This window comes from Nostoc sp. ChiQUE02, from assembly GCF_034531305.2.
Classification (GTDB): Bacteria; Cyanobacteriota; Cyanobacteriia; order Cyanobacteriales; family Nostocaceae; genus Nostoc.
Map to the genome: position 1 here is coordinate 13,067 of NZ_JAVRBN020000002.1, position 19,681 is coordinate 32,747.

General features: G+C 41.3%; 20 protein-coding genes and 1 pseudogene. 10 read left to right on the forward strand and 11 right to left on the reverse strand.

All coding sequences use genetic code 11. The features are described 5' to 3' along the window. Positions 1 to 112: 112 nt before the first annotated feature. Both RM347_RS02160 and RM347_RS02165 read left to right on the forward strand, forming a co-directional pair. Positions 113 to 301 (forward strand): hypothetical protein, encoded by a 189-nt coding sequence (locus tag RM347_RS02160; RefSeq protein WP_322717875.1) that lies wholly within the window; start codon positions 113 to 115, stop codon positions 299 to 301. A gap of 128 nt (positions 302 to 429) precedes the next feature. Beyond that, on the forward strand, positions 430 to 1,518 hold the full coding sequence (locus RM347_RS02165) for an acyltransferase family protein (RefSeq protein ID WP_322717876.1): 1,089 nt from the start codon (positions 430 to 432) through the stop codon (positions 1,516 to 1,518). Positions 1,519 to 1,653: 135 nt separating this feature from the next. On the opposite strand, the gene RM347_RS02170 is transcribed toward RM347_RS02165, so the two are convergent. After that, positions 1,654 to 2,925 carry a HEAT repeat domain-containing protein gene (locus tag RM347_RS02170; protein ID WP_322717877.1) on the reverse strand — a complete coding sequence of 424 codons (1,272 nt, stop codon included), beginning with the start codon at positions 2,923 to 2,925 and terminating at the stop codon, positions 1,654 to 1,656. A 245-nt stretch (positions 2,926 to 3,170) separates the two neighbouring features. Here RM347_RS02170 and RM347_RS02175 point away from each other — a divergent pair, with 245 nt between their 5' ends. The 3 genes from RM347_RS02175 (at position 3,171) to RM347_RS02185 (ending at position 5,474) form a co-directional block, all read left to right on the forward strand. Beyond that, positions 3,171 to 3,971, forward strand: a complete 801-nt coding sequence (locus tag RM347_RS02175; protein WP_322717878.1) for a DUF1838 family protein — start codon at positions 3,171 to 3,173, stop codon at positions 3,969 to 3,971. 322 nt (positions 3,972 to 4,293) lie between these two features. Further along, positions 4,294 to 4,533 carry a hypothetical protein gene (locus RM347_RS02180; protein ID WP_322717879.1) on the forward strand — a complete coding sequence of 80 codons (240 nt, stop codon included), beginning with the start codon at positions 4,294 to 4,296 and terminating at the stop codon, positions 4,531 to 4,533. Positions 4,534 to 4,565: 32 nt separating this feature from the next. Next, positions 4,566 to 5,474, forward strand: a complete 909-nt coding sequence (locus RM347_RS02185; protein ID WP_322717880.1) for a HEAT repeat domain-containing protein — start codon at positions 4,566 to 4,568, stop codon at positions 5,472 to 5,474. Between the two features lie 133 nt (positions 5,475 to 5,607). Here RM347_RS02185 and RM347_RS02190 read toward each other — a convergent pair whose 3' ends face one another. The 4 genes from RM347_RS02190 to RM347_RS02205 form a co-directional block, all read right to left on the reverse strand. Beyond that, positions 5,608 to 6,213 carry a HEAT repeat domain-containing protein gene (locus RM347_RS02190; protein WP_322717881.1) on the reverse strand — a complete coding sequence of 202 codons (606 nt, stop codon included), beginning with the start codon at positions 6,211 to 6,213 and terminating at the stop codon, positions 5,608 to 5,610. A 277-nt stretch (positions 6,214 to 6,490) separates the two neighbouring features. Continuing rightward, the gene (locus tag RM347_RS02195) at positions 6,491 to 6,985 is read right to left on the reverse strand and encodes a bleomycin hydrolase (RefSeq protein ID WP_322717882.1); all 495 of its coding nucleotides are present in this window, start codon (positions 6,983 to 6,985) and stop codon (positions 6,491 to 6,493) included. Positions 6,986 to 7,063: 78 nt separating this feature from the next. Then, entirely contained in the window at positions 7,064 to 7,621 is a 558-nt protein-coding gene (locus tag RM347_RS02200; RefSeq protein ID WP_322717883.1) for a bleomycin hydrolase, read from the reverse strand. A 288-nt stretch (positions 7,622 to 7,909) separates the two neighbouring features. Continuing rightward, on the reverse strand, positions 7,910 to 8,080 hold the full coding sequence (locus RM347_RS02205; protein WP_230966908.1) for an NblA/ycf18 family protein: 171 nt from the start codon (positions 8,078 to 8,080) through the stop codon (positions 7,910 to 7,912). 315 nt (positions 8,081 to 8,395) lie between these two features. Here RM347_RS02205 and RM347_RS02210 point away from each other — a divergent pair, with 315 nt between their 5' ends. The 3 genes from RM347_RS02210 to RM347_RS02220 all read left to right on the forward strand — a co-directional run bounded on the left by RM347_RS02210 (position 8,396) and on the right by RM347_RS02220 (position 10,762). Continuing rightward, positions 8,396 to 9,013 (forward strand): phycobiliprotein lyase, encoded by a 618-nt coding sequence (locus RM347_RS02210; RefSeq protein WP_322718132.1) that lies wholly within the window; start codon positions 8,396 to 8,398, stop codon positions 9,011 to 9,013. After that, the gene (locus RM347_RS02215) at positions 9,010 to 9,555 is read left to right on the forward strand and encodes a hypothetical protein (protein WP_322717884.1); all 546 of its coding nucleotides are present in this window, start codon (positions 9,010 to 9,012) and stop codon (positions 9,553 to 9,555) included. The genes RM347_RS02210 and RM347_RS02215 overlap by 4 nt, the downstream gene beginning before the upstream one ends. A 439-nt stretch (positions 9,556 to 9,994) precedes the next feature. Continuing rightward, on the forward strand, positions 9,995 to 10,762 hold the full coding sequence (locus tag RM347_RS02220) for a phycobilisome rod-core linker polypeptide (protein WP_322717885.1): 768 nt from the start codon (positions 9,995 to 9,997) through the stop codon (positions 10,760 to 10,762). Between the two features lie 240 nt (positions 10,763 to 11,002). Here RM347_RS02220 and RM347_RS02225 read toward each other — a convergent pair whose 3' ends face one another. The 5 genes and pseudogenes from RM347_RS02225 to RM347_RS02245 all read right to left on the reverse strand — a co-directional run bounded on the left by RM347_RS02225 (position 11,003) and on the right by RM347_RS02245 (position 15,568). Beyond that, positions 11,003 to 11,962 carry an RluA family pseudouridine synthase gene (locus RM347_RS02225; protein ID WP_322718133.1) on the reverse strand — a complete coding sequence of 320 codons (960 nt, stop codon included), beginning with the start codon at positions 11,960 to 11,962 and terminating at the stop codon, positions 11,003 to 11,005. Between the two features lie 194 nt (positions 11,963 to 12,156). Beyond that, positions 12,157 to 12,807, reverse strand: a complete 651-nt coding sequence (locus RM347_RS02230; RefSeq protein ID WP_322717886.1) for a Uma2 family endonuclease — start codon at positions 12,805 to 12,807, stop codon at positions 12,157 to 12,159. A 170-nt stretch (positions 12,808 to 12,977) separates the two neighbouring features. Continuing rightward, the gene (locus RM347_RS02235) at positions 12,978 to 13,328 is read right to left on the reverse strand and encodes a DUF952 domain-containing protein (RefSeq protein WP_322718134.1); all 351 of its coding nucleotides are present in this window, start codon (positions 13,326 to 13,328) and stop codon (positions 12,978 to 12,980) included. Between the two features lie 120 nt (positions 13,329 to 13,448). Next, positions 13,449 to 14,018, reverse strand: a pseudogene (locus RM347_RS02240) (HAD family hydrolase); the annotation flags it as partial. A gap of 35 nt (positions 14,019 to 14,053) precedes the next feature. Next, complete coding sequence (locus RM347_RS02245; RefSeq protein ID WP_322717887.1) at positions 14,054 to 15,568, reverse strand: thioredoxin-like domain-containing protein; 1,515 nt, start codon at positions 15,566 to 15,568, stop codon at positions 14,054 to 14,056. A gap of 248 nt (positions 15,569 to 15,816) precedes the next feature. On the opposite strand from RM347_RS02245, the gene RM347_RS02250 reads away from it, so the two are divergent. Then, on the forward strand, positions 15,817 to 16,689 hold the full coding sequence (locus RM347_RS02250) for an HAD family hydrolase (protein ID WP_322717888.1): 873 nt from the start codon (positions 15,817 to 15,819) through the stop codon (positions 16,687 to 16,689). An 85-nt stretch (positions 16,690 to 16,774) separates the two neighbouring features. Continuing rightward, positions 16,775 to 17,689: a glutaminase A gene (glsA, locus tag RM347_RS02255; RefSeq protein WP_322717889.1), complete on the forward strand. Its 915-nt coding sequence runs from the start codon at positions 16,775 to 16,777 to the stop codon at positions 17,687 to 17,689. On the opposite strand, the gene RM347_RS02260 is transcribed toward glsA, so the two are convergent. Beyond that, a complete protein-coding gene (locus RM347_RS02260; protein WP_322717890.1) occupies positions 17,672 to 19,468 on the reverse strand; it encodes a sensor histidine kinase in 1,797 nt (598 codons plus the stop codon). The two genes, glsA and RM347_RS02260, sit on opposite strands and share 18 nt — an antisense overlap. Positions 19,469 to 19,681: the final 213 nt, after the last annotated feature.

Below are 19,681 nucleotides of genomic sequence, written 5' to 3' on the forward strand. Positions count from 1 at the left end.
TAATTACTTTTTGTGACTCGTGAGAGCATCATTCAGATTAGCCTGAAAATGCTACTCATGAGTTTTTTTGTTTCAGAAACTTGCCAATTTGATAAATTTAATTTCCTGAACAGTGTCTGTATATTTCTTGACGCGGCAGATGATGTATATGGTAGTATACCTCAGTCAGGTAATTGAAACTAAAGTAAATCGAATCGGCAAAGACGATCTAGGTCAAATGAACCCGGAGGACTTCCAATTTCTAAATCAGGGGAAGTTGGTGAAAGTAGCACAACGTCTACATGCCTTTGCTGTTGAATAATACCATCTCCTCCTATCCTCCTACTTTTGAATTTCCTGCTTGAGAGGGAAAGTAAATACTCATAACATCTTTGGCATTTACTGATTTAAATCATTTATTTAGTTCCTACAACTAACTCTAGAAACACTATGAACAAAAAATTAAATTTGCTACAAGTATATCGCGGCGTCGCTGCTGTACTGGTAGTTTTAACCCACGGGAATATAATACTTTCCCGTGAGATGCACCAAGGTGATTTATTACAAATATTTCATTTCGGTTGGATAGGCGTGGATTTTTTCTTCGTACTCAGTGGATTTATTATATTTTATATTCATCAATCTGATATAGGTAAAGCGAATAAGTTCAAGTCTTTCATCTTTAAAAGATTTATCCGCGTATATCCATTATATTGGAGTATTTTAAGCATCAAAATTTTAGCTTCTTTATTTAATACTAATAAAGATAACATTTATCAGCGAAGTGCAGACGAAATTATCAAGGCTGTTTTATTGCTACCTCAAAACCATTCTATTCTAGAGAGTAGTTTTATTGGTGTCAGTTGGACGCTTAGTTATGAAGTTTTTTTCTACTGTATATTTGCTCTACTAATATTGAAAAATACAAGAATTTCCCAGTCAATAATTTTTGCTTGGATAATTGGCATATTTCTCAATCTTTTAAATTTATTACCAATCGACGAAAGTTTTCTGCTTAGATTTATATTTAACGAACGTAATCTAGAGTTTGTGCTAGGTTGTTTAGCTGCCTATACGATATCTAAATATCAATTTAAGTTTGCAACATCATTAATTTACGCTTCACTTTTTCTGTTAGTTGTATCAGTTATAAATACAAAATATAAGGAATTTGATGTTTCAGGTATCCCCCCATCACTAGCTTATGGTATTCCATTTACGCTGTTGATTATAGGATCTGTTTATTTAGAACTATCAAAGACAGTAAATATACCACAAATTCTAATTTATATAGGTAATGCGTCTTATTCTATATATTTAACACACGGTTTTTTCTTAGGTAATATCAGTAAAGTTTTCACTAAATTTACAGATAAAGTTAATATTTTATACCTATTTCCAAATCCAAACATATATTACAATGTTAATGCATTTCTAATTGTTATACTAGCAGTAGTTATGGGATGCGTAATCCATTCTTATCTTGAAAAGCCATTAATTACAAATCTAAGGAAAAAGGTATTTACCCAAATTAGCTGAGACTGCTAACTAGGGTTATCTCTTAAAGGTTTAATAAGTAATCAAGCAAACATGATATAACTCTTGACTCTGGAAATTTTAGATTTTTAATTTTGGATTGAAATAAAAATCTAAAATTGATTGGATAATTTCTAACTATTGATTACTCGTCGCTTTCGCTCTAATTAACCAGTCACGATCGCGATCGCAAATTTCCCGACCGGACGAGTCTCCTAAACGGTCTAGCGCTAATAAACAAGCGTATTTCAAGTCCCAAATCGGCGTATTTAGGCAAATTTTGATTTCAGGAATTGCTCGTGAATCACCCAATTCACCAAGAGCGATCGCACAGGCTGCACGGGATTTCTGAAACTGAGGTTCGCGGTTGTGCAGGTTTTCTACTAATACATCGTAGGCGGGAGCATATTTGAGCCAGCCGAAAAGTTTCATGACATGATAATGAGCGCCATAATCGTTATATGCCTTGTCCGAATAAGTTGTTATAAGTGCTTGGGGTGCTTCTTGTGGATAGATATCCAGTAAGGTTTTTGTTGCTAAATAGCAGCGTCCAAAATCGGTTTCGTAAAGTTCGTTAATTACAAAATCCAGAACAGGAGTAGCATCATACTCATGTACTAGATCGAGGTCGTTGGGATGGTCATAGAGTACTTGCTCTAAGTAAGGTTGAATTTCTGTAAAAGTAATTTCATTACTGGGGACACCTGCATCCAAAAGCATCCGCAATCCTCGCAAGCGGAACACCAAAGATACAGGACAACGGGCAATTTCTGGGATGGCTTTGTAGTAGCGTGAATCAATCAGGTCTTGAATGCAACCACGCCGTGCATTGACGCTGGAACTTTGCAGCAGTGCCATCACCTCAGTGATTTGGGAGTAGTCACCAGTGAAGCGACAAACTGTAGCGATCGCAGCACTACGGGTAGGTTCATCCTCAACTTGGGTAAATTTCCGTATACGTTCAAGGGACGGCTGATAGTCAGCGTTAGCTAGAGTGTGAATAATGACTCGATAGATTTGACCTGGTTTATCGAGTAGTTGCGCCACCTCTTCGAGAATTTCTGGATCTTTAGTCCCAATTTCCCCGATCGCCCACACGGTATTTTCAACAGTATAAATATCATCATCTTTCAGACACTGCCGAATTACAGGTAAAGCTGATTCGGCCTGCAATCGCCCCAGACTTTCCACAGCCTTGCGTCGGACAATCCGGTGGTCTAACTCATCAGGCTTACTGGTTTCAATCGCCCGTACCAAAGCCGCGATCGATTGCTCAGTGGGGAAGTTAATTAGATGGGAAACAGCTATATATTTATCAGAAGCGTCTTCGAGTTGTTCTAATGGTGTATCGATAATTGCGATCGCTTGTTCTTCTGTTAGCCCAAACATTTTAAAAAAACGTTTATCCATTGATCTGTAAATGGCTCTTGGATAATTGCTCAGATGTCACGTTTACTATCGTACTAGGGACTGGGTACTAGGAAATAGCGATAAATTATGTTTGGGGATTGAACTACTAAAAAATGCAGTTGCTAGTTAGGCTGGAGTTTAGCCCAAAACAAAATTCGCTCACTGAGCGATTGGGTTGTAGCTGTGATGTTTAAGACAAGCCGAAAAAGCGTCTACGCACCCATTTGAGGATGAGAAGAACAAATATGAGTGATTATTTAGATGACTACGAATTTAATAACCTCGATTTTTACAGAAAAAATCATGGGTTACAGCTTTATTACAATTGGTCTGGGGAAATTTGGTGGCAAGAAACACCAGACAAGCCAAAGGAAAAATTATTCTCTATTATTGGGATGAATGCTACCAAAGTATTTATCAAGCCCGATCCTGAGTCCGGTGAAGCCGGGTATCGCATCAATAGAGAGTTGGGTTTATTTTGTGACCCAGACACGCAAGAGATTCTCCACTTTTGGAAGTCACCAACAGCAAGTCAAGCAGTACCAGTGGTACACATTGCCAACCGAATTGTCCAAGGCTCAGTTAAACCAAAGAAATTTGTCATACCCAAAGGCAGCGGATATATTACCTCTGTCATGGAAATTCCTTTAGAATACCCGCATCCCTTAGCAGGAGATAGCAAATATTCAGACTATTGCCCTGGAGAAAAGTTTAAGGGAGTCGAGTACTTTATATCAAATACTTGCCGACCCGATGCAACTGATGTCCCTCCTGCTAAGTGGGCGAGGGATTGTCCTTGGTTACCCTGGATGAAGTTAGGATATGCTCATCCAGCTAAATTAAGATTTGAAACAACAATATTTAGAGTAGATTCTTTTGAGCAGCTTCATCCTAGCTTGGTCAAGCTGGTGAGGGAAAAAGTACCAATTTATGAATTTACGCCAACAGAAAGCGATGAGCCGAATGTGACGAGCATTCAATACTTTAAGAAAAATTTTGAGTCCTACTTGCGGGGAGATATCTTTCCACTAGAAGAAATCTATTGAACAGTTTTTGCACAATACTAGACCATGCTGTGCAATTGCATTTTCAATCAAAAAAGCCTAAAAGACTTATCATATCTTGGATCGAAGGCTGTAATTGGTTTCGATTTTTGAAGATTTCCGTCAAAGGCTTTACCAGTGGTAACGCGATCTGAGAAGATCGGAATATATGCATTTGTCAGCTATTAATTTAGTTGCCTCTTGCCAATTGTTCAGTTTTATGTAACAGCTAAGTGCTGGTCTTTAGCAAGTAACCAAGTACAAACGATAGTCGAACACTGACTACACATCATTCATATAAACACGCATTTAGGAAACAAAAGTTATGGATGAAATCTCAGAACTTACAACAACCGAGAACGTAACTGCTCAGGATGTAGCAGAAGTGATTGCAGAACTTGAGCAGTATCGAGAACGTCTAATCCAAGAAACTACGGAAACAGCAAAACGGGCTAAGTTGATGAGAGTAAATGTTATGGCAAAACTGGAGCCTGAGCTTGCCAAAATTGATTCTGCTCTTCAGGAACTACGCGATCAGCAAGCTGCTCTGAGTGTCAGCAACTAATAATCCATCTTGATAATTTAGCTAAAAGTCATATGCTCAACTCCGAAACTCAATCTGGGACGGATTCGTTAAATCTGTCCCAGGCAGAAACTGATGCTTTACTTGCAGCAGTCAGTGAGCAATTAGGCTTAAACACCTTCAACCCGGATGACCAAGAGCTACTCAAGCAGATGATTGAGAGTATGGGAGACTCACGGGGGATGGTTAGGTTGAGTTTTGCAGAGGCGTTGGGTAAAATCGGTAAACCAGCGACCCCTTTATTGATGGAAGCTGTAGCAAATCATCCCAACCCAGTTGTACGCAGAGCTAGCGCTAAAACTCTGACACTGATCGCTGACCCGATCGCAGTTCCAACCTTGGTTAATGCCCTCTTAAATGATGAAGATACGGTGGTCAAAACCTCGTCGGTGGGGGGGCTTGCCAAAATAGGTGAGGCTGCGGTGCCAGCGTTGCTGAAAATCTTAGCGTCAACCGAGTATCCAGAAAGTGCCAAAGGACATGCGGTATGGGCGTTAGGATTTATTGGGGCAGAGGCGAAGGAGCATTTATATCGAGAGATTAACTCCGACTCGGCTGAAGTTCGGGCTGCGGTAGTGGGGGCGATCGCTAAAATTGCTCAAGAAGGCACTGAAGAAGCAGCATTTAATATTTTAGTTAACGCTCTCACCGATCCATCTGAAATTGTGCGCTGTGAAGCAGCATCTGCTTTGGGCAGCCTAAGCTATCGACCAGCAATTCCTAATCTCGTCGAGTTACTGCATCATGCCGATTGGGATACTCGAAAAGCCGCGGCTCTGGCATTGATGAAAATTGGCGATGGTGCTGCTTTAGAACCTCTGCAAGCCGCATTAACTGTAGAAAAAGAAGCAGGAGTTCAGGCGGTAATCAAATTGGCAATTTCTCAAATTGAGAGACAGTTAGAGGAAGATGCTTGGGAATAGGGTGATGTAGATTTACATCTCGACATCTTTCTCTTATTTTAAAAGTTCAGAAGTTGCTCCCAAGGTGATTGAGACGGAAGAGGAATACGACCGCGCTTTGATAAAAGTAGTTGTATTTAAAAGCGATCGCTTATCATCTCTGATAATTAATCACCTGATCCAATCGGGGCAAAGCACTCACTGCTGATTCACGAACATACGGATCGACAGATTCATCATTTGTCAATGCTGTCAATACTTCCACTCCTCGGATATCACCCATCGAACCGAGTGCGTTGACGATCGCTACAGCCAGCGCAACATTATCTATTGTTTTCAAAGCTTCAGCCAAAATCTCAAAGGCAGGAGAACCAATCTCACCCAGCGCCATCACTGATGCAATATAAACAACGGGATTTGGGTCATTGAGTGCTGTTTTCAATCCTTGTAAACCCTCAGCCGGGAAGGGAACATCGGGATGGTTAGCAGCAACCTGTGCCAAGGCCTTAGCACAGCTACCCCGAATGGTTGCATTATCGCTATTTACTAATGACTCTACCAGTGGTGGTACTGCATCTGTACCAATAGCACCTAGTGCCTTTACCGCAGCTCGACGGTAGGTGACATTTTCCTCATCCAAAATACCCATCAGGCGAGGAATAGTATTTTCATCACGGGCATTAGCCAATTCCCACATGGCTCGTTCCCGCAGATTGGGGTTGGGGTGTTTCAATTGTTCAAATAGAGAATCTGTTGTCATCGGTTTATTGAAGGGGAGTGGGTAATGAAAATCCCAAATCACTAATCAGCAATTTAAATACAATTGCTCAACGAGAAAGGAAGGCCCTTATAAATAAAAATATGCAATATTTATTTGCGTAACAATTTAATTTTGAGTTTTTTACAAGAGTGACTTACAACAAAACAGAGGGACTCCTGGTCAATCACTCAACCTGATAGAGGCAAAGCAACAGACTGAGAGTCCCTGAGTTTTAGAGTATGACGATCGCTCGTCTACGTCTAGTCAATCCCTATTACTATGAAAGGGAGTTGATTACGTAGTCGAGAAGAGCGCGGAACTCAACCAACGCTTGAGGAGACAAGTCGCGAGGAGAGCAAGCGCGATCGCGAGTATAAGTCAACGCGGTAACGTAAGGAGCGGTGGGCAGACCCAAAGAGCGATAAACTTCACGAGCACCTGCAATACCCCACTCATCCAGAGGGCCAGTACCGCCCACAACTAAGCTGTAGTTGATCAAGCGTAGGTAGTGCTTGATGTCGCGGAGGCACTTGTCTTTCTTACCTTGAGTGTCGCCAGCTTCACCTTCTTGGCTCAGGTAAGGATATTTCTTGAATGCAGCATCATAACCTTCCTTAGCTACATTATCGATACCAGAAGCTAACTTTTCAGCAGCTTCTAGACGAGCTGTAGCACGTTGAATGCTACCTTGAACGGATTCTAGATCAGAGGTGGTTGGAAAACGACCTGCTGCATCGGCAGATCCAATAACCGTAGTGATAACTGATTTCATTGCTTTTTATACTCCAGATTAGATTTGATCGAGTTTTAATTTCAGTTTGTTTGGCTAATAGCCTTTAGCCATGAGCAATTAGCTCAGAGCAGAAATAACGCGATCGAAGTAGCTAGCAGCTTCAGCAGCTAAAGCAGAGCAGTCGCCTTGAACAACTTCCAGTTTGCGGAACTTTTTACCAGCGTTAGCTTCAGTGTTGGTGTTGGTGATGTGAGCGACGCTGATAGCCTTCAGGATTTGGAAAGCCCGTACAGAAGAGCCAGTGGGTACGCCCAAAGCTGTGTAGGTTTCTTTCAGACCGTTCAAAGCACGATCGTCCAATACGGAAGAATCGCCAGCCAATAGCGCATAAGTTACATAGCGCAGAACGATTTCAGCATCGCGCAGGCAAGCAGCCATCCGGCGAGTGGGATACAAGTTACCACCAGATTGAATCAAGCCTGTGTTTTCACAAGCAATCCCAGCAATGGCGTCAGAAACTGCACAGCTAGCGTTGCTGGCGATTGCATTAACTGCATCAAGGCGCTTGTTGCCTTCAGCAATGAAACTTTTGAGGGCTGCTAAGTCAGCACCACCGATAGGAGCGGTTTTGGCATCAGCTGCAATTACAGCTCTGGAAAAAGCATCAAGAACCATGAGTTCTCCTTAATATTCACAAATGGCGGATATTATTTCTGGCGTGTTCTCGATCAGATTAACTGCGAGTAGCCAAACAAAAACATAGGGGATCAATAGTACCCTAGTCTTTACTATGAGAGACAAAGTAACAATCTGTAATATTTACCTGCAACTCGACTAGTCTGACAAAAAAGTCAAATTTAGCCGAAATTGGGCAAAAAATTAAGACTTACGCGTTTCAATGGAACTCTGCCACTGCGTAAGTCTTAAGAAAAAAATTTTATTTTTTACTTTATCAAGCTTGTATCAAGCTTGTTTGAGCAGATGTTTGACCAAATTATCTTTCACCATCATCTGCCGTAAAACTTCTAACAAAAATTCCTGAGCCTCTTCTTGGCTCAAATTCTTTACCTGGTCTTTCAAATTTTGTAAGCGAAACTGTTGCTCTAAGGTTAGTTCGATTGGGAAGTCCATCATTCACTCCTCGGATTGACTGAATCGAAGGGTATTTGTTGTTACCGCTACTGTGAGGGCGTTGGCTGTCGTAGACATCGCTTTCTAGTATTTTAGCACTGAGATATTAAAACGTCTACATTGTCAAGCTATACGAAACCATGATTATAAAAGTTTACAATTACATGACAACATGTCTGCCTCACCCTTTGTAGGGAGTTTATTGAAGCTGACCGCTAATCGCTGTAATGTTTAGAATGTTTATATACCAACAACTTTAAAAAGAAAAAGCTCGTAAAACATCATCCGCAGGAGTAATAAGTAGGAGTCAGAAGATTGATAGACGCAATGGAATTTTTTCAGCTAAGTGCTGGTAAGTGGCGATCGCAACGTGCAACTCATCATCTGGCCTTCAAGCGCTCAGAGACGGGAGAGTCGGATATACAGGTAGAAACTCTGGATGCCGATCATCCAGAAATCATTGAACTGTGCCAGTACCACGAGATTGACCCCAGCCTTTCAGTAGGAGGGTCGCGTGTGCGTTGGCTAGGTACAATGGCTTGGGATAGAGAGGGTGAGGAGAACCATCAGGGAAAAACCATATTTGCGATCGTGCCTGATGGTGATAACCCAAGGGTTGGTAAATTACTTCGCGAAAGAGGCTATGCCGAAATTGTGCCTGTAGTTGGTCTTTTTCACATGGATGATGAAGACGGACTAGTGTTGACAACCGAATACGAAACAATGAGTTCCATTGAACGGTTTTGGTTCGCCAGCCCAAATATGCGAATGCGAACCAGTACAGTCAAACGGTTTGGCGGCTTCAGCACGGCATCATTTTGTACAGAAACCCGGATTGAAACTTCTGTTGAGGTTTCCAGCACAGAAGAAGTAAGAGAAAAACAAGGGCAGGATGTTCTGGAAAAAAGACAGTTTTATTCAGTTTTAGGCTGGTGAATTATCTCAAACAAAGTGATGCTTTTACTCGTGGGCGAGATTATCTGCATTTGGTACAGGGACTTGCCCTAGAGCCGGGTATGGTGGATGTGTTTGATAACCTGCGCGATCGCATCCCCATTTGCACTTGGATCGGGGAGAATATTAACACCGTTAACGCTCAGATCAACGCCTATCTGGAAGTTTGTCACGAGTGCTTTCATCCCCAAGAGCGTCGCCACATCCAAATTTTTGCAGTACCCATAGCTCAATCCTTCGGCATAGATGGGCTGTGTAACATTCTCACAAACCCGATCACTATTCTGGTAGATGTCGGTCGAGTTTCACCTAGAGACTGGTTTGGTCTAGTCGTCCATGAATACGCCCATGCCCATCTAGGAGACTTTGGTCACAATGAGCAGTTTGCTAGCATCCTATCTCATCTATGTTTGGGACTAGGATTGGAACCGCCCTACTGGGAGGCAGGGATGGAAACAACTTTGCGTAGCTGGCCTCACTGTAAATCAACCATAGATCCCCTGGAATTTTGGATAGGTCGCTGAAGGAGGCAGGGGAGGCAGGAGAAGCAGAGGGGCAGAGGAAGCAAAGGGGGGAAAGAGGTAAATTACTAATTACTCATTCTCTCCCTTGCACCCTTCTCCCTGCCCCTCTGCCTCTTGTACCCAATGCCTCATTAATTTCTTTTGCTAAATGTTAAAAATTATTGCTTCAATTCAAAAAGGTGAAACTGAATCTCCTAATCTAAAACATGTGAACAAAATTTTTTAGTCATTTACGTAGTCATTAAGCTGGAAGCTTCACTGCCTTGATTGATTAGCTATGGGTGGAATCCATGAGGCTAATCGTTTTTCCTAAGAATACTTAAATTACCCTTAGTTAAGTTTCGTGAAATTTTATCAGAATCTGAGGTTCTGATACATCTACTCCCTTAATATGTGATTTAAAGTTGTTAACTTTAATTAAGAACATGGAGGCTTTAGAGTGGCAATTCCTCTGTTAGAATATGACCCTTCAAGTCAAAACCAGCGTGTAGCTGCATATGAAGTACCTGGTGATGAACAGCCCAGGATTTTTACTACAGACAATATACTTTCCCCGTCAGATTTAGATGTTCTGATCGAAGCTGCATATCGTCAACTTTTCTTTTATGCCTTTGTTGCCGATCGCGAAACATTCCTAGAGTCCCAACTCCGTAATGGACAAATTACAGTGCGGGACTTTATTCGTGGGTTAGTGCTTTCCAATACCTTTAAGAAGAGCTTCTACGACCTCAACAATAATTATCGCTTTGTTGAGCAAGTAATCCAACGGGTTCTAGGGCGCGACCCATACAACGAGCGGGAAAAAATCGCTTGGTCAATTGTAGTCGCTACCAAGGGAATTAGAGGCTTTATTGATGAAGTGCTCAACACCGAAGAGTACCTGAGCAATTTTGGATACTCCACAGTGCCCTATCAGCGTCGTCGGATACTGCCATCTCAATCTGAGGGTGAGTTGCCATTCAACATCAAATCTCCACGATACGAAGATTACCACCGGGCCAAACTGGGTTTCCCCCAAATTATTTGGCAGGTCGAAGTACGCAGATTCCTTCCACAAGAACAAAAGCCCAAGGCTGGCGATCCAGCTCTATTCTTGTCTATGGCACAAAGTGTCAATGCTGCTGGCAATCCACCACAAAGGATCTCGTCATTCAACATCGATATCGAAAAGTCTGTACCTTATCGACAACTGGCAGGAATTAAATAACGATTTTTGGTCGACGGCTGGCTAGTACATCCATTTGATCATTTATAGCGTGCATAAGTCCTGGGTTATGTAGGAGTTTCATCTAGATATAACTAGTGAAACAGACTCTATCCCATGTCTGATGCACGCTAGTTGTTAACAGGTATTGGGCATTGGGCATTGGGCATTGGTTATGGGATATGGTTTTTTCTCAATGCTCAATGTCTGTAAAATGGTGCTGCTTTCAGGCGTGGGATGAGCTTAAAGTGCAATTCGTCTTTTTAACATCTCCACAAGTTTTGTAAAATGGGTAGGAGGAGTCGCTGTCACCTCAACCAACTCCCCAGATAGGGGATGCTGCAATTTTAGTCGCCAAGCGTGCAGTGCTTGACCAGGCAAATTTACCCCTACTGAATGACCAGAACCATAAACTGGGTCGCCGACAATTGGATGGCCCATTTTGGTGCTGTGGACGCGAATTTGATGGGTGCGTCCAGTTTCTAATTGGAAGTGGATTAAGGTGAAGTTACCGAGGCGTTCTAGTACTTGCCAATGAGTGACGGCGACTCGTCCGCCTTGTTCAACGGGTATAATCGCCATTTTTTTGCGGTCTTGGGGATGGCGACCAATAGGCAAGTCTATGGTGCCACTTTCAGTTTTTGGCGCACCGTAAACTACGCCCAAGTATTCTCGCCGTGCAGTTTTAGCTTTGAGTTGGGCTTGTAGGTGATGATGGGCAACTTCTGTTTTAGCGATCGCGATCGCCCCCGTTGTATCCTTATCCAATCGATGGACGATTCCCGGACGTTGGACTCCCCCAATTCCTGGTAAATTGGGACAATGAGCCAACAGGGCATTTACCAAAGTGCCATCTGGATGACCGGGCGCAGGATGGACAACTAAGCCTGCGGGTTTGTTGAGAATAAGTAACTGATCGTCTTCGTAGAGGATATCTAAGGGGATATCTTCTGCTTGCAGTTCTAAAGGTTGCGCTTCTGGTATTTCGAGAGTAATGCGATCGCCTACTTTGACATTGATCTTCTTGGATGTGCAAACTTTATCGTTAAGTTGGACATTACCCTGTTCGATTAACTGTTGGATGCGGGAACGGGATAAGTCTGGTAATTCTTGAGAAAGGTAACGGTCAAGGCGATCGCCTTTAGTGTTGACGCAGTGTATCGAACTCCTAAGGGGAAGCAAGCTATGCACAGCATCCTCCATAGGAGAAGACAAGCGATCGCTATTTTCTTGGATTTGTAAATTAAATTCGGTCACAATTACTTTATATTAATTCCCCTTCTTTAAGTAAAGCGCGGAATGCCTTTAATTTGGCGGTTAGAAATCGCGTCTACCCAGGCAAAATCTTGATTCTACCTTAGCGAACGAGAGTTCGTGTACCCGCGAATTCTATTGCCTTAGCTGTCTTGTATTTGTTCTCTTACCGATTGTCGAAATACTTTAAGTGCTGAACTCATTCCTGTAGTTCGTGCCATTTCCACAAACCGGGGAATGAGTTCCATGATAGAAAAAGTAGGAAATGTGGGGCTGATGAGAGACTTCACATATTGTTCACCTTGCAGCAAGCTAATTTCTAGGTTTTTGTTTTCATATCGCCAAATTTCAGGTACTCTTAACGCTTCGTAGGCACTAATTTGGGTTTTAGAGGTGACATCAATTTCAATCGCCAAATCTGGAGGAGGGTCAACGCTTAGGTCGATCCTGTCTTTCCCAATCATTAACTTATAGTTTTGAATATAAAAACAATCATCAGGTTCAATACCTGCACTTATATCTTTTCGCTTAAAGGTAGTTGAACCTAAAGACTCCCAATTGAGATCGAGTTCATCTAACAAAGCTTTCACCAAGTCTCCGATGATTACCTTAGATCGCTCATGTTCTGGTAATGGAGCCATAATTTCTAACGTTCCTTGGCTGTATGCTACTCGGCTTCTGCGATGTTCCCCTAACTCGCTGAGAATTGCTTCAAATACTTGCCAACTCACATCTTCCAGTATTATTCTTTGCCCTGGTGGGACTCGAATTTGGCTGAGTTGAAGAGTAACCATAGGATGTTAGTTGTTAAATAATTTCATTTTTACTCAAATTCGAGATGAGCGAAAAGGGAATTTTCCCGGATTGGATGTAGCAAACGCCCCAAAAGCGATCACTTAAATTCTCTACTTTTCCGTGTCCTCCGCGCCTCTGCGGTAGCCTGCGGCAAGCCGAAGCATCTACGTTATTCTAAATCTATAACTTCTTGCGGTAACTTAAAAAAACCATCTTCCCCAGCTTCAAAATCAATCACCTGATACACAGCATCAATATTTAATTCACCATAAATATGAGGAAATAATTCGCCTATTTCAGCAGGTTCATAGCGGATTTCAGCTTGTACTTTTTCAAAATCAATAAAAAGTAGTACCAATTCTTTTTGATTCTCAAAAAATCTCTTTGCAACATTGAGTATTTGCGTTGATTTTGAACAATGTATAAAACCTTCACTATCTAACGAATCAGCGCGATATGTACCGAGATTTTTTGCTTGTTCCCATTGTTGGCGTTTGGTAATGTGGAGAATGGTGTTCATAGAAAATTTCGGAATTGCTGCGGCTTGTAATATTTTCATAAACTCTTCTAATTTTGTAAAGTCTTTCATTACTTTTGTAGCACCTACATTTGTTAATTTAGTATCACCTATTCCAATAAAAGCAATATTCAACTGATAAGCTGCTTTCACATCCCAAACACCATCACCTACAAAAACAATTTTCTGAAATTTTTCAACTTGATAAATATTCTTCGCTTTGATAATCGCTGTTTTAATAATATCTTCTCGTGAAAGTGCATCATTAGCCGAAGCTAACGGAATGCCTTCTATTTGTAAGTTAGCTTTTTGAAGTTTTAGTTTCGCAGACTCACACCAACCACCAGTTGCGATCGCAACACACCAATCAGGATTTAACTGTAATTTAGCTAATACATTTGCAGAACCAGGAATTTCGCTGAATAAATCTTGGTTATTAATAAACGCTTCCTGGAGTAAACTAATAAAACGTGCTTCGATTCTAACTAACTCTTCATTTGAAGGAAGACGTTTTAATTTTTCAAGAAAAATTTGCTGGGTAATTCCAGAATCTGTGGTATGTGCATATTCAGCCCAATTTGTCTGTATACCAAAAATGCCAAATTCCAATGCAAAAGCACGTACAAAACAATTTTCATCAATTTTATAGGTATTTGTTAGTGTACCATCAATATCAAAAATTACTAATTGCATACAAGCGATCGCTCAAAAACATTATTTAAAATCTTTTATAATTTAGGTGGAATACAAACATCCGGCGAACATAACCTAAGAAACTCTAGCGTTGTCACCTCAAAAGTATCTAAATCTACGCGGCGGATGGCGTGGTTATTGGTATCACTAATATATAGATATGAATCCATAGCACTCAATCCCGAAGGTTCAAAAAAGCGGCTATTCTTACCTTGACCATCTTGTAACCCAGCAGTACCATTTCCCAAAACTGTTTGACAATTTCCACCGGGACTTACTAATTTAATTTTGTGATTGTAGGTATCTGCCACCCAAAGAAAATTCTGAGCGTATTCCACTCCTAAGCAGTGTTGTAAACGGACATCTTCACCTTGTCCATCTATATCCCCAAAACCAAATAAGCCCCCACTACCGCAAACAGTTCGCACTTGGTAAGGTTCTACAATTCCAACACCGCGAATTGAACTAACTTCACTGTCAGCAATATATAATTCTTGTCCATCAGTAGTAATACCACTAGGTTGTGCAAAAGCAGATTCGCGAAGTGAACCATCAATACATGCTTCTGCACCAGTACCAGCATAAGTTTTGATGATGCCAGTTTCTAAGTCCATCTGCCAAATTTGATGCGGCCCAGCCATTGCAATAAACAGGGTATTTCCCACTTTCACTAAATCCCAAGGGGAATTCAGCACGGTTTCTAAACCAGCACCGTCATGAGGACGGATATTGCGGCTTTGTTCACCAGTTCCCGCAATAGTTTCGACTACTTGGCGTTTCAAATCAACTCGCCGCAGGGCATGATTTTCTGTATCAGCAACGTAGAGAATCTGATTTTCGGCATCAAATGCCATTCCCTGTGGTGCAAAAAATTGCGCGTCGTTAAAAGTACCATCGGTTAAGCCAGATTTTCCAGTACCAATTAACTGCAAAATTTCCCCATCAAAGCTACTCATAATCAGGCGGTGGTGTCCAGAGTCAGCAATGAATAAACCCATTGGAGTAGCTAGAACTTTACCAGGAAAAGCTAGGGGTGTGATTAATGGCTGGCGCTGTTTTTCTAAAGTCAAGCTGATTTCTTGAAAATTAATTGTACCTTTGTCTTGATGTTGCTGAATTAACTTTTGAATCAAATCGTCTAAAGTATCACGGTTTCCTTCACCAGAAATCTGGCCAATCACGTAACCTTCTGGATCGATAATTATTAACGTAGGCCAAGCACGCACAGCATACTCTTGCCAAATCCGAAAATTGCTGTCAACTACAACTGGATGTTCAATGTCATAGCGCAGTATCGCTTGGCGGATGTTTTCTGTTTCTTTTTCGTTGTCAAATTTGGCAGAATGGACGCCGATAATAGTAAGACTATTTTTATATTTTTGTTCTAAATATTTCAGGTTTGGCAGAATATGCAAACAATTGATACAGCAGTATGTCCAAAAATCTAAAATTACGACTCTACCCTTAAGTTGTTTAAGAGATAAGGGTCTATCGGTATTGATCCAAGAGTAATTTTGCGGTAATTCTGGCGTTCTAACACGGGGAATCATAAAGTATCCTTTGCTAAAGTTAGGTCATCACTTTAACTTTTAATTCAGAGCAGTTGTCATGTAGATTTTGCTGCCTTTTGTACAGTTTATACGTAATAATTAAATAGAAGAAAAGGCAGATGACGGCTTAGATTACTTAAACTAAAAACCACAAATAGTTAAACTTGATTATTGATATCACAGGGAATCTAGCATTTTATCCTAATTGAAAGTATAATTATTATCTCAAATACTGCCAGCTAAAGTTTATGAAAACTGTCTATGTTTCAGATTTAGACGGTACATTGCTTGGAGATAATGCAATTCTTTCTTCGTTCAGCAAGAAAATCCTTTATGAACTCTTAGATCAAGGACTACATTTTACTGTAGCTAGTGCACGTAGTGTTATTTCTATGCAAGTCATGCTAAAAGGTTTGAATCTTCATCTCCCCATTATCGAATTTAATGGTGCTTTTATTTCCGATTTGGATTCTGGCAGACACGAAATCATTAATTCCATTTGTCCTTCTGTAGTTGAAAGTATCTACAAACTTATCCTAGAGTTCGGCTGTGTTCCATTTGTATCTAGTTTTAATGGCACGGAAGATTGTGCTTATTATAAAGATGTAATCAACGATGGTATGCGTTGGTATCTTAACGATCGCCTAACTAGCAAAGACCGAAGATGGCGAGTAATTGCGGATTTGACGCATTCCTTCCATGAGCAAGTTGTTTGTCTAACAGTGATTGCTCACGCACAGCAACTGCTCGAACTTCAAAGTGCGATTATCGAAAGACATGGAACTAGTACAGAGACACACTTAATGGAGAACCAATACTCTCCTGGATGGTATTGGTTAACAATTCATGACCGCAAAGCTACGAAAGACCAAGCTATTCGGACTCTGGTAGAGAATTATGAATTACAGGAAAGTGAGATTGTAGTCTTTGGGGATCAAATTAATGACATCAAAATGTTCAAAATTGCTAATCATGCTATTGCAGTTGCTAATGCAGATGCCGAACTCAAACGTTATGCAACATTAGTAATTGGCTCAAACACAGAAGACAGCGTTGTTAAATACATTCATCAGGATTGGTCGAACAGATGTGCTTTGAAATCGGACTTTGACATCCGCTAGCACAGTAGGGATTGATCTTGATAACTGCCAGTTTCTAACTTTCAATAACCGCATAAACTAGAAATGGTTTTAGCGGATATCACTTTTGAAACGACTTGAGAGACTAACGACTACAGAGTTATCAGCTTGGGTGCAACAAGCTAAAACCCAGGCTAAACAGGGACGAGTTGCCGATCGCATTCCGCAATTGGCTTTAGCTGATCCTGGTTGGTTTGCAGTTCATATCTGCTGTGAATCGGGGAAAACCATCAGCTTTGGGGATACAGCTTGTGTCTTCCCGCTAATGAGTGTGATTAAGACATTTTCTCTACTTTATCTGCTAGAACATCTAGGAGCAGAAACAGTTTTTGGCTGGGTTGGGGTGGAACCATCGGATGCACCCTTCAATTCTTTAGAACAACTCATTGCTGATCGCGGGCATCCCCGTAACCCCATGATTAATAGCGGGGCCATTACCCTCGCGGATAAATTACCCGGAAAGGAGGCTAGCGATCGCACTTTTTTATTTTGTCAATGGCTCAACCAATTAGCAGGTTGCCAACTCAGGTTAGATGAGGTAATGCTGGCTTCAGTGCGATTAACACGTTCAACAGCCAATGAAGCGATCGCTAATTATCTTGCCGAAGCTGGCCATCTAGAAAATCTTGAAACAGCACTTGACACCTATGAGCAAATATGCTGCATTTCTGGGCGAGTTGAAGATTTAGCCCTGTTAGGAAAACTCTTAGCTTGTAAAAATGGCAATTTCTCAGCACAAAATCGCCGGATTGTCAACGCTGTAATGTCAACTTGTGGACTTTACGAAGCTTCTGCTGAGTTTGCAGTCAGGATTGGTCTACCGATGAAATCAGGGATTGGTGGTGGGCTTGTAGCAATAGTACCAGGTGAAGGAGCGATCGCTTGTTACAGTCCTGGGTTGGATAATATCGGAAACCCTGTAGCAGGGCTTGTCTTTGTTGAGGCTTTTTCACAAAAGCTAGAGTTAAGTATCTTTGGGTAAATGCTGCTTTTGAACAGGGAGAGAAATGATAAATTCTGTACCAGCACCCACCTCAGATTTACAAGTTAGTCGTCCTCCATGTTTTTCGACTACAATCTGATGACTAATCGAAAGTCCCATACCAGTGCCCACGCCTGTCGCTTTAGTGGTAAAGAACATCTCAAAAATTTTTTCTTGAGTCTCACGGGCAATACCAGAACCGTTATCAGCAATACGGACAACTACCCAGTTTTTGTCTAAAAGTTCGGTAGCGATCGTAATTCGTGGAGAGTCTTGAGGATTGTGCTGTTCCTCCAATGCATCAAGCGCATTGTTGATAATATTCATGAACACTTGATAAAGGGAGCTAGAAAAACCTTCAATGCTAGGAATCTCGCCGTACAAGCGCTCAATTGTAATGCCTTTTTTGATCCGATTATTGACGATGAGTAGCGTACTATCCAGGCATTCATGTAAATTGACTGAATGGGCTTCTGCTTCATCCAACCGAGAGAAGTTTTTCAAGCTCAAGACAATTTGCCGCACCCGATCAGCACCAAACTTCATCGACTGCAAAAGTTTGGGTAAATCTTCTTCTAGAAATTCTGCATCAATTTCGGTGGCGTAGGCTTGCACCCCTGAAGGTGGATTAGGCACTTCTTGGCGATAGGTTTGTAGCAATGCTAATAAATCCTCTACATATTGAATAGCAGGATCTAAATTCCCATAGATAAAATTCACCGGATTATTAATTTCGTGAGCAATGCCAGCTACCATTCGTCCTAAGCTAGACATTTTCTCACTTTGGAGCAATTGGGCTTCTTGCATTTGCTGCTGCCGAAAAGCGGCTGCTTGCTGTTCTTCGAGTAGGAATTTAACCCTGTGTAAAAGTTGGTTAAATGCAATAGCAAGTATTCCAATTTCATCTGTAGTAATGACAGGTGCTTGCAGGTCAAAGTTAGATTCTTTGGTAACTCGCTGTGCCACATTTGTCAGCAATTCAACAGGACGGGTAATGGTTCGACTCGTCAAAAGAGCTAAAAGAGTAGCAATTATTACTGACAACAAAATGCTAGTAAAAATGATTTGAATCCGGATTTGTGCTGCTGTTTTAAACGTCGTCGTCGCTGCTGTTAATTCCTCATAAGAAGCATTAATGATGGTAACCAGTTCATCGGATATGCCGTCAAACTTAAGTGCCAACTCACTGTTGGTAAACTTCAACAGTCGTTGTTGAGCGATCGCAATTTTATTGTCAGTTAGAGGAGATAAATCAAGTTGTTGGAGCAGCTCGTCAAGTTGCTGGATATAAGTTTGTGTTACACCTTCATAAGTTTTTAGAAGCAGGGGAATATCCTCCCAGTGCTTTTCGTTTGTATAATCGGCAGTTTTTATATATGTTTGGAGTTCCAACCAAACCTGCTTAATTTCAGGTGCATGTACATTAGTAATGTGGCTATACTCCTCTTTGTATAGCTTTAGATTTGCCACTAAGGGAATGAGTTGCTGCTGGTGCGTCCGGGTTTGAAGAATACCCGTCTGGAGGCGATAAAGCAAACTGAGTTCCTTAAAAGCGTTTTGTTGCTGCTGCAATGCCTGTTGTTGATAGTGGTCTCCAAAGATTAACCCAATACTTGTTCCTACAATTCCTACACCTAGAGCAAGAGCATATCCACATTTAATTTTGTTGCCAATACTCAGACCGTTGGTAATCTTTGAGAACCAATTTTTTCGGCTCGATTCTACGAGTACGATATCACCGTAAACTGGTGGAAAATCTGAACCTTGATGGAAAGTCATATTAATCCTAAGTAAGCAATAAAAGCCAATCCTTACTTAGAATTCCCTAATTATTCAGCAAAAGTAAAAGTTTTGTAACTTTTAGCTCCCCATATTAGCGTGAGTTCGATGGCTCATATAGCGTCCGTTTAATCAGCTCAATCAAAAGACCTCTGAGAGTTTTTACTACGCAAAACTGCCCCTCCGATTCAAAGCTACTTCAAAGAGGGGCAG

Coding starts and splice junctions, on each gene's coding strand:
- RM347_RS02180 (WP_322717879.1), top strand. CDS start 4,294: ATGGATGAAATCTCAGAACTTACAACAACCGAGAACGTAACTGCTCAG.
- RM347_RS02205 (WP_230966908.1), bottom strand. CDS start 8,080: ATGATGGACTTCCCAATCGAACTAACCTTAGAGCAACAGTTTCGCTTA.
- RM347_RS02190 (WP_322717881.1), bottom strand. CDS start 6,213: ATGACAACAGATTCTCTATTTGAACAATTGAAACACCCCAACCCCAAT.
- RM347_RS02175 (WP_322717878.1), top strand. CDS start 3,171: ATGAGTGATTATTTAGATGACTACGAATTTAATAACCTCGATTTTTAC.
- RM347_RS02170 (WP_322717877.1), bottom strand. CDS start 2,925: ATGGATAAACGTTTTTTTAAAATGTTTGGGCTAACAGAAGAACAAGCG.
- RM347_RS02200 (WP_322717883.1), bottom strand. CDS start 7,621: ATGGTTCTTGATGCTTTTTCCAGAGCTGTAATTGCAGCTGATGCCAAA.
- RM347_RS02225 (WP_322718133.1), bottom strand. CDS start 11,962: ATGGAGGATGCTGTGCATAGCTTGCTTCCCCTTAGGAGTTCGATACAC.
- RM347_RS02230 (WP_322717886.1), bottom strand. CDS start 12,807: ATGGTTACTCTTCAACTCAGCCAAATTCGAGTCCCACCAGGGCAAAGA.
- RM347_RS02250 (WP_322717888.1), top strand. CDS start 15,817: ATGAAAACTGTCTATGTTTCAGATTTAGACGGTACATTGCTTGGAGAT.
- RM347_RS02235 (WP_322718134.1), bottom strand. CDS start 13,328: ATGAACACCATTCTCCACATTACCAAACGCCAACAATGGGAACAAGCA.
- RM347_RS02185 (WP_322717880.1), top strand. CDS start 4,566: ATGCTCAACTCCGAAACTCAATCTGGGACGGATTCGTTAAATCTGTCC.
- RM347_RS02245 (WP_322717887.1), bottom strand. CDS start 15,568: ATGATTCCCCGTGTTAGAACGCCAGAATTACCGCAAAATTACTCTTGG.
- RM347_RS02165 (WP_322717876.1), top strand. CDS start 430: ATGAACAAAAAATTAAATTTGCTACAAGTATATCGCGGCGTCGCTGCT.
- RM347_RS02260 (WP_322717890.1), bottom strand. CDS start 19,468: ATGACTTTCCATCAAGGTTCAGATTTTCCACCAGTTTACGGTGATATC.
- RM347_RS02195 (WP_322717882.1), bottom strand. CDS start 6,985: ATGAAATCAGTTATCACTACGGTTATTGGATCTGCCGATGCAGCAGGT.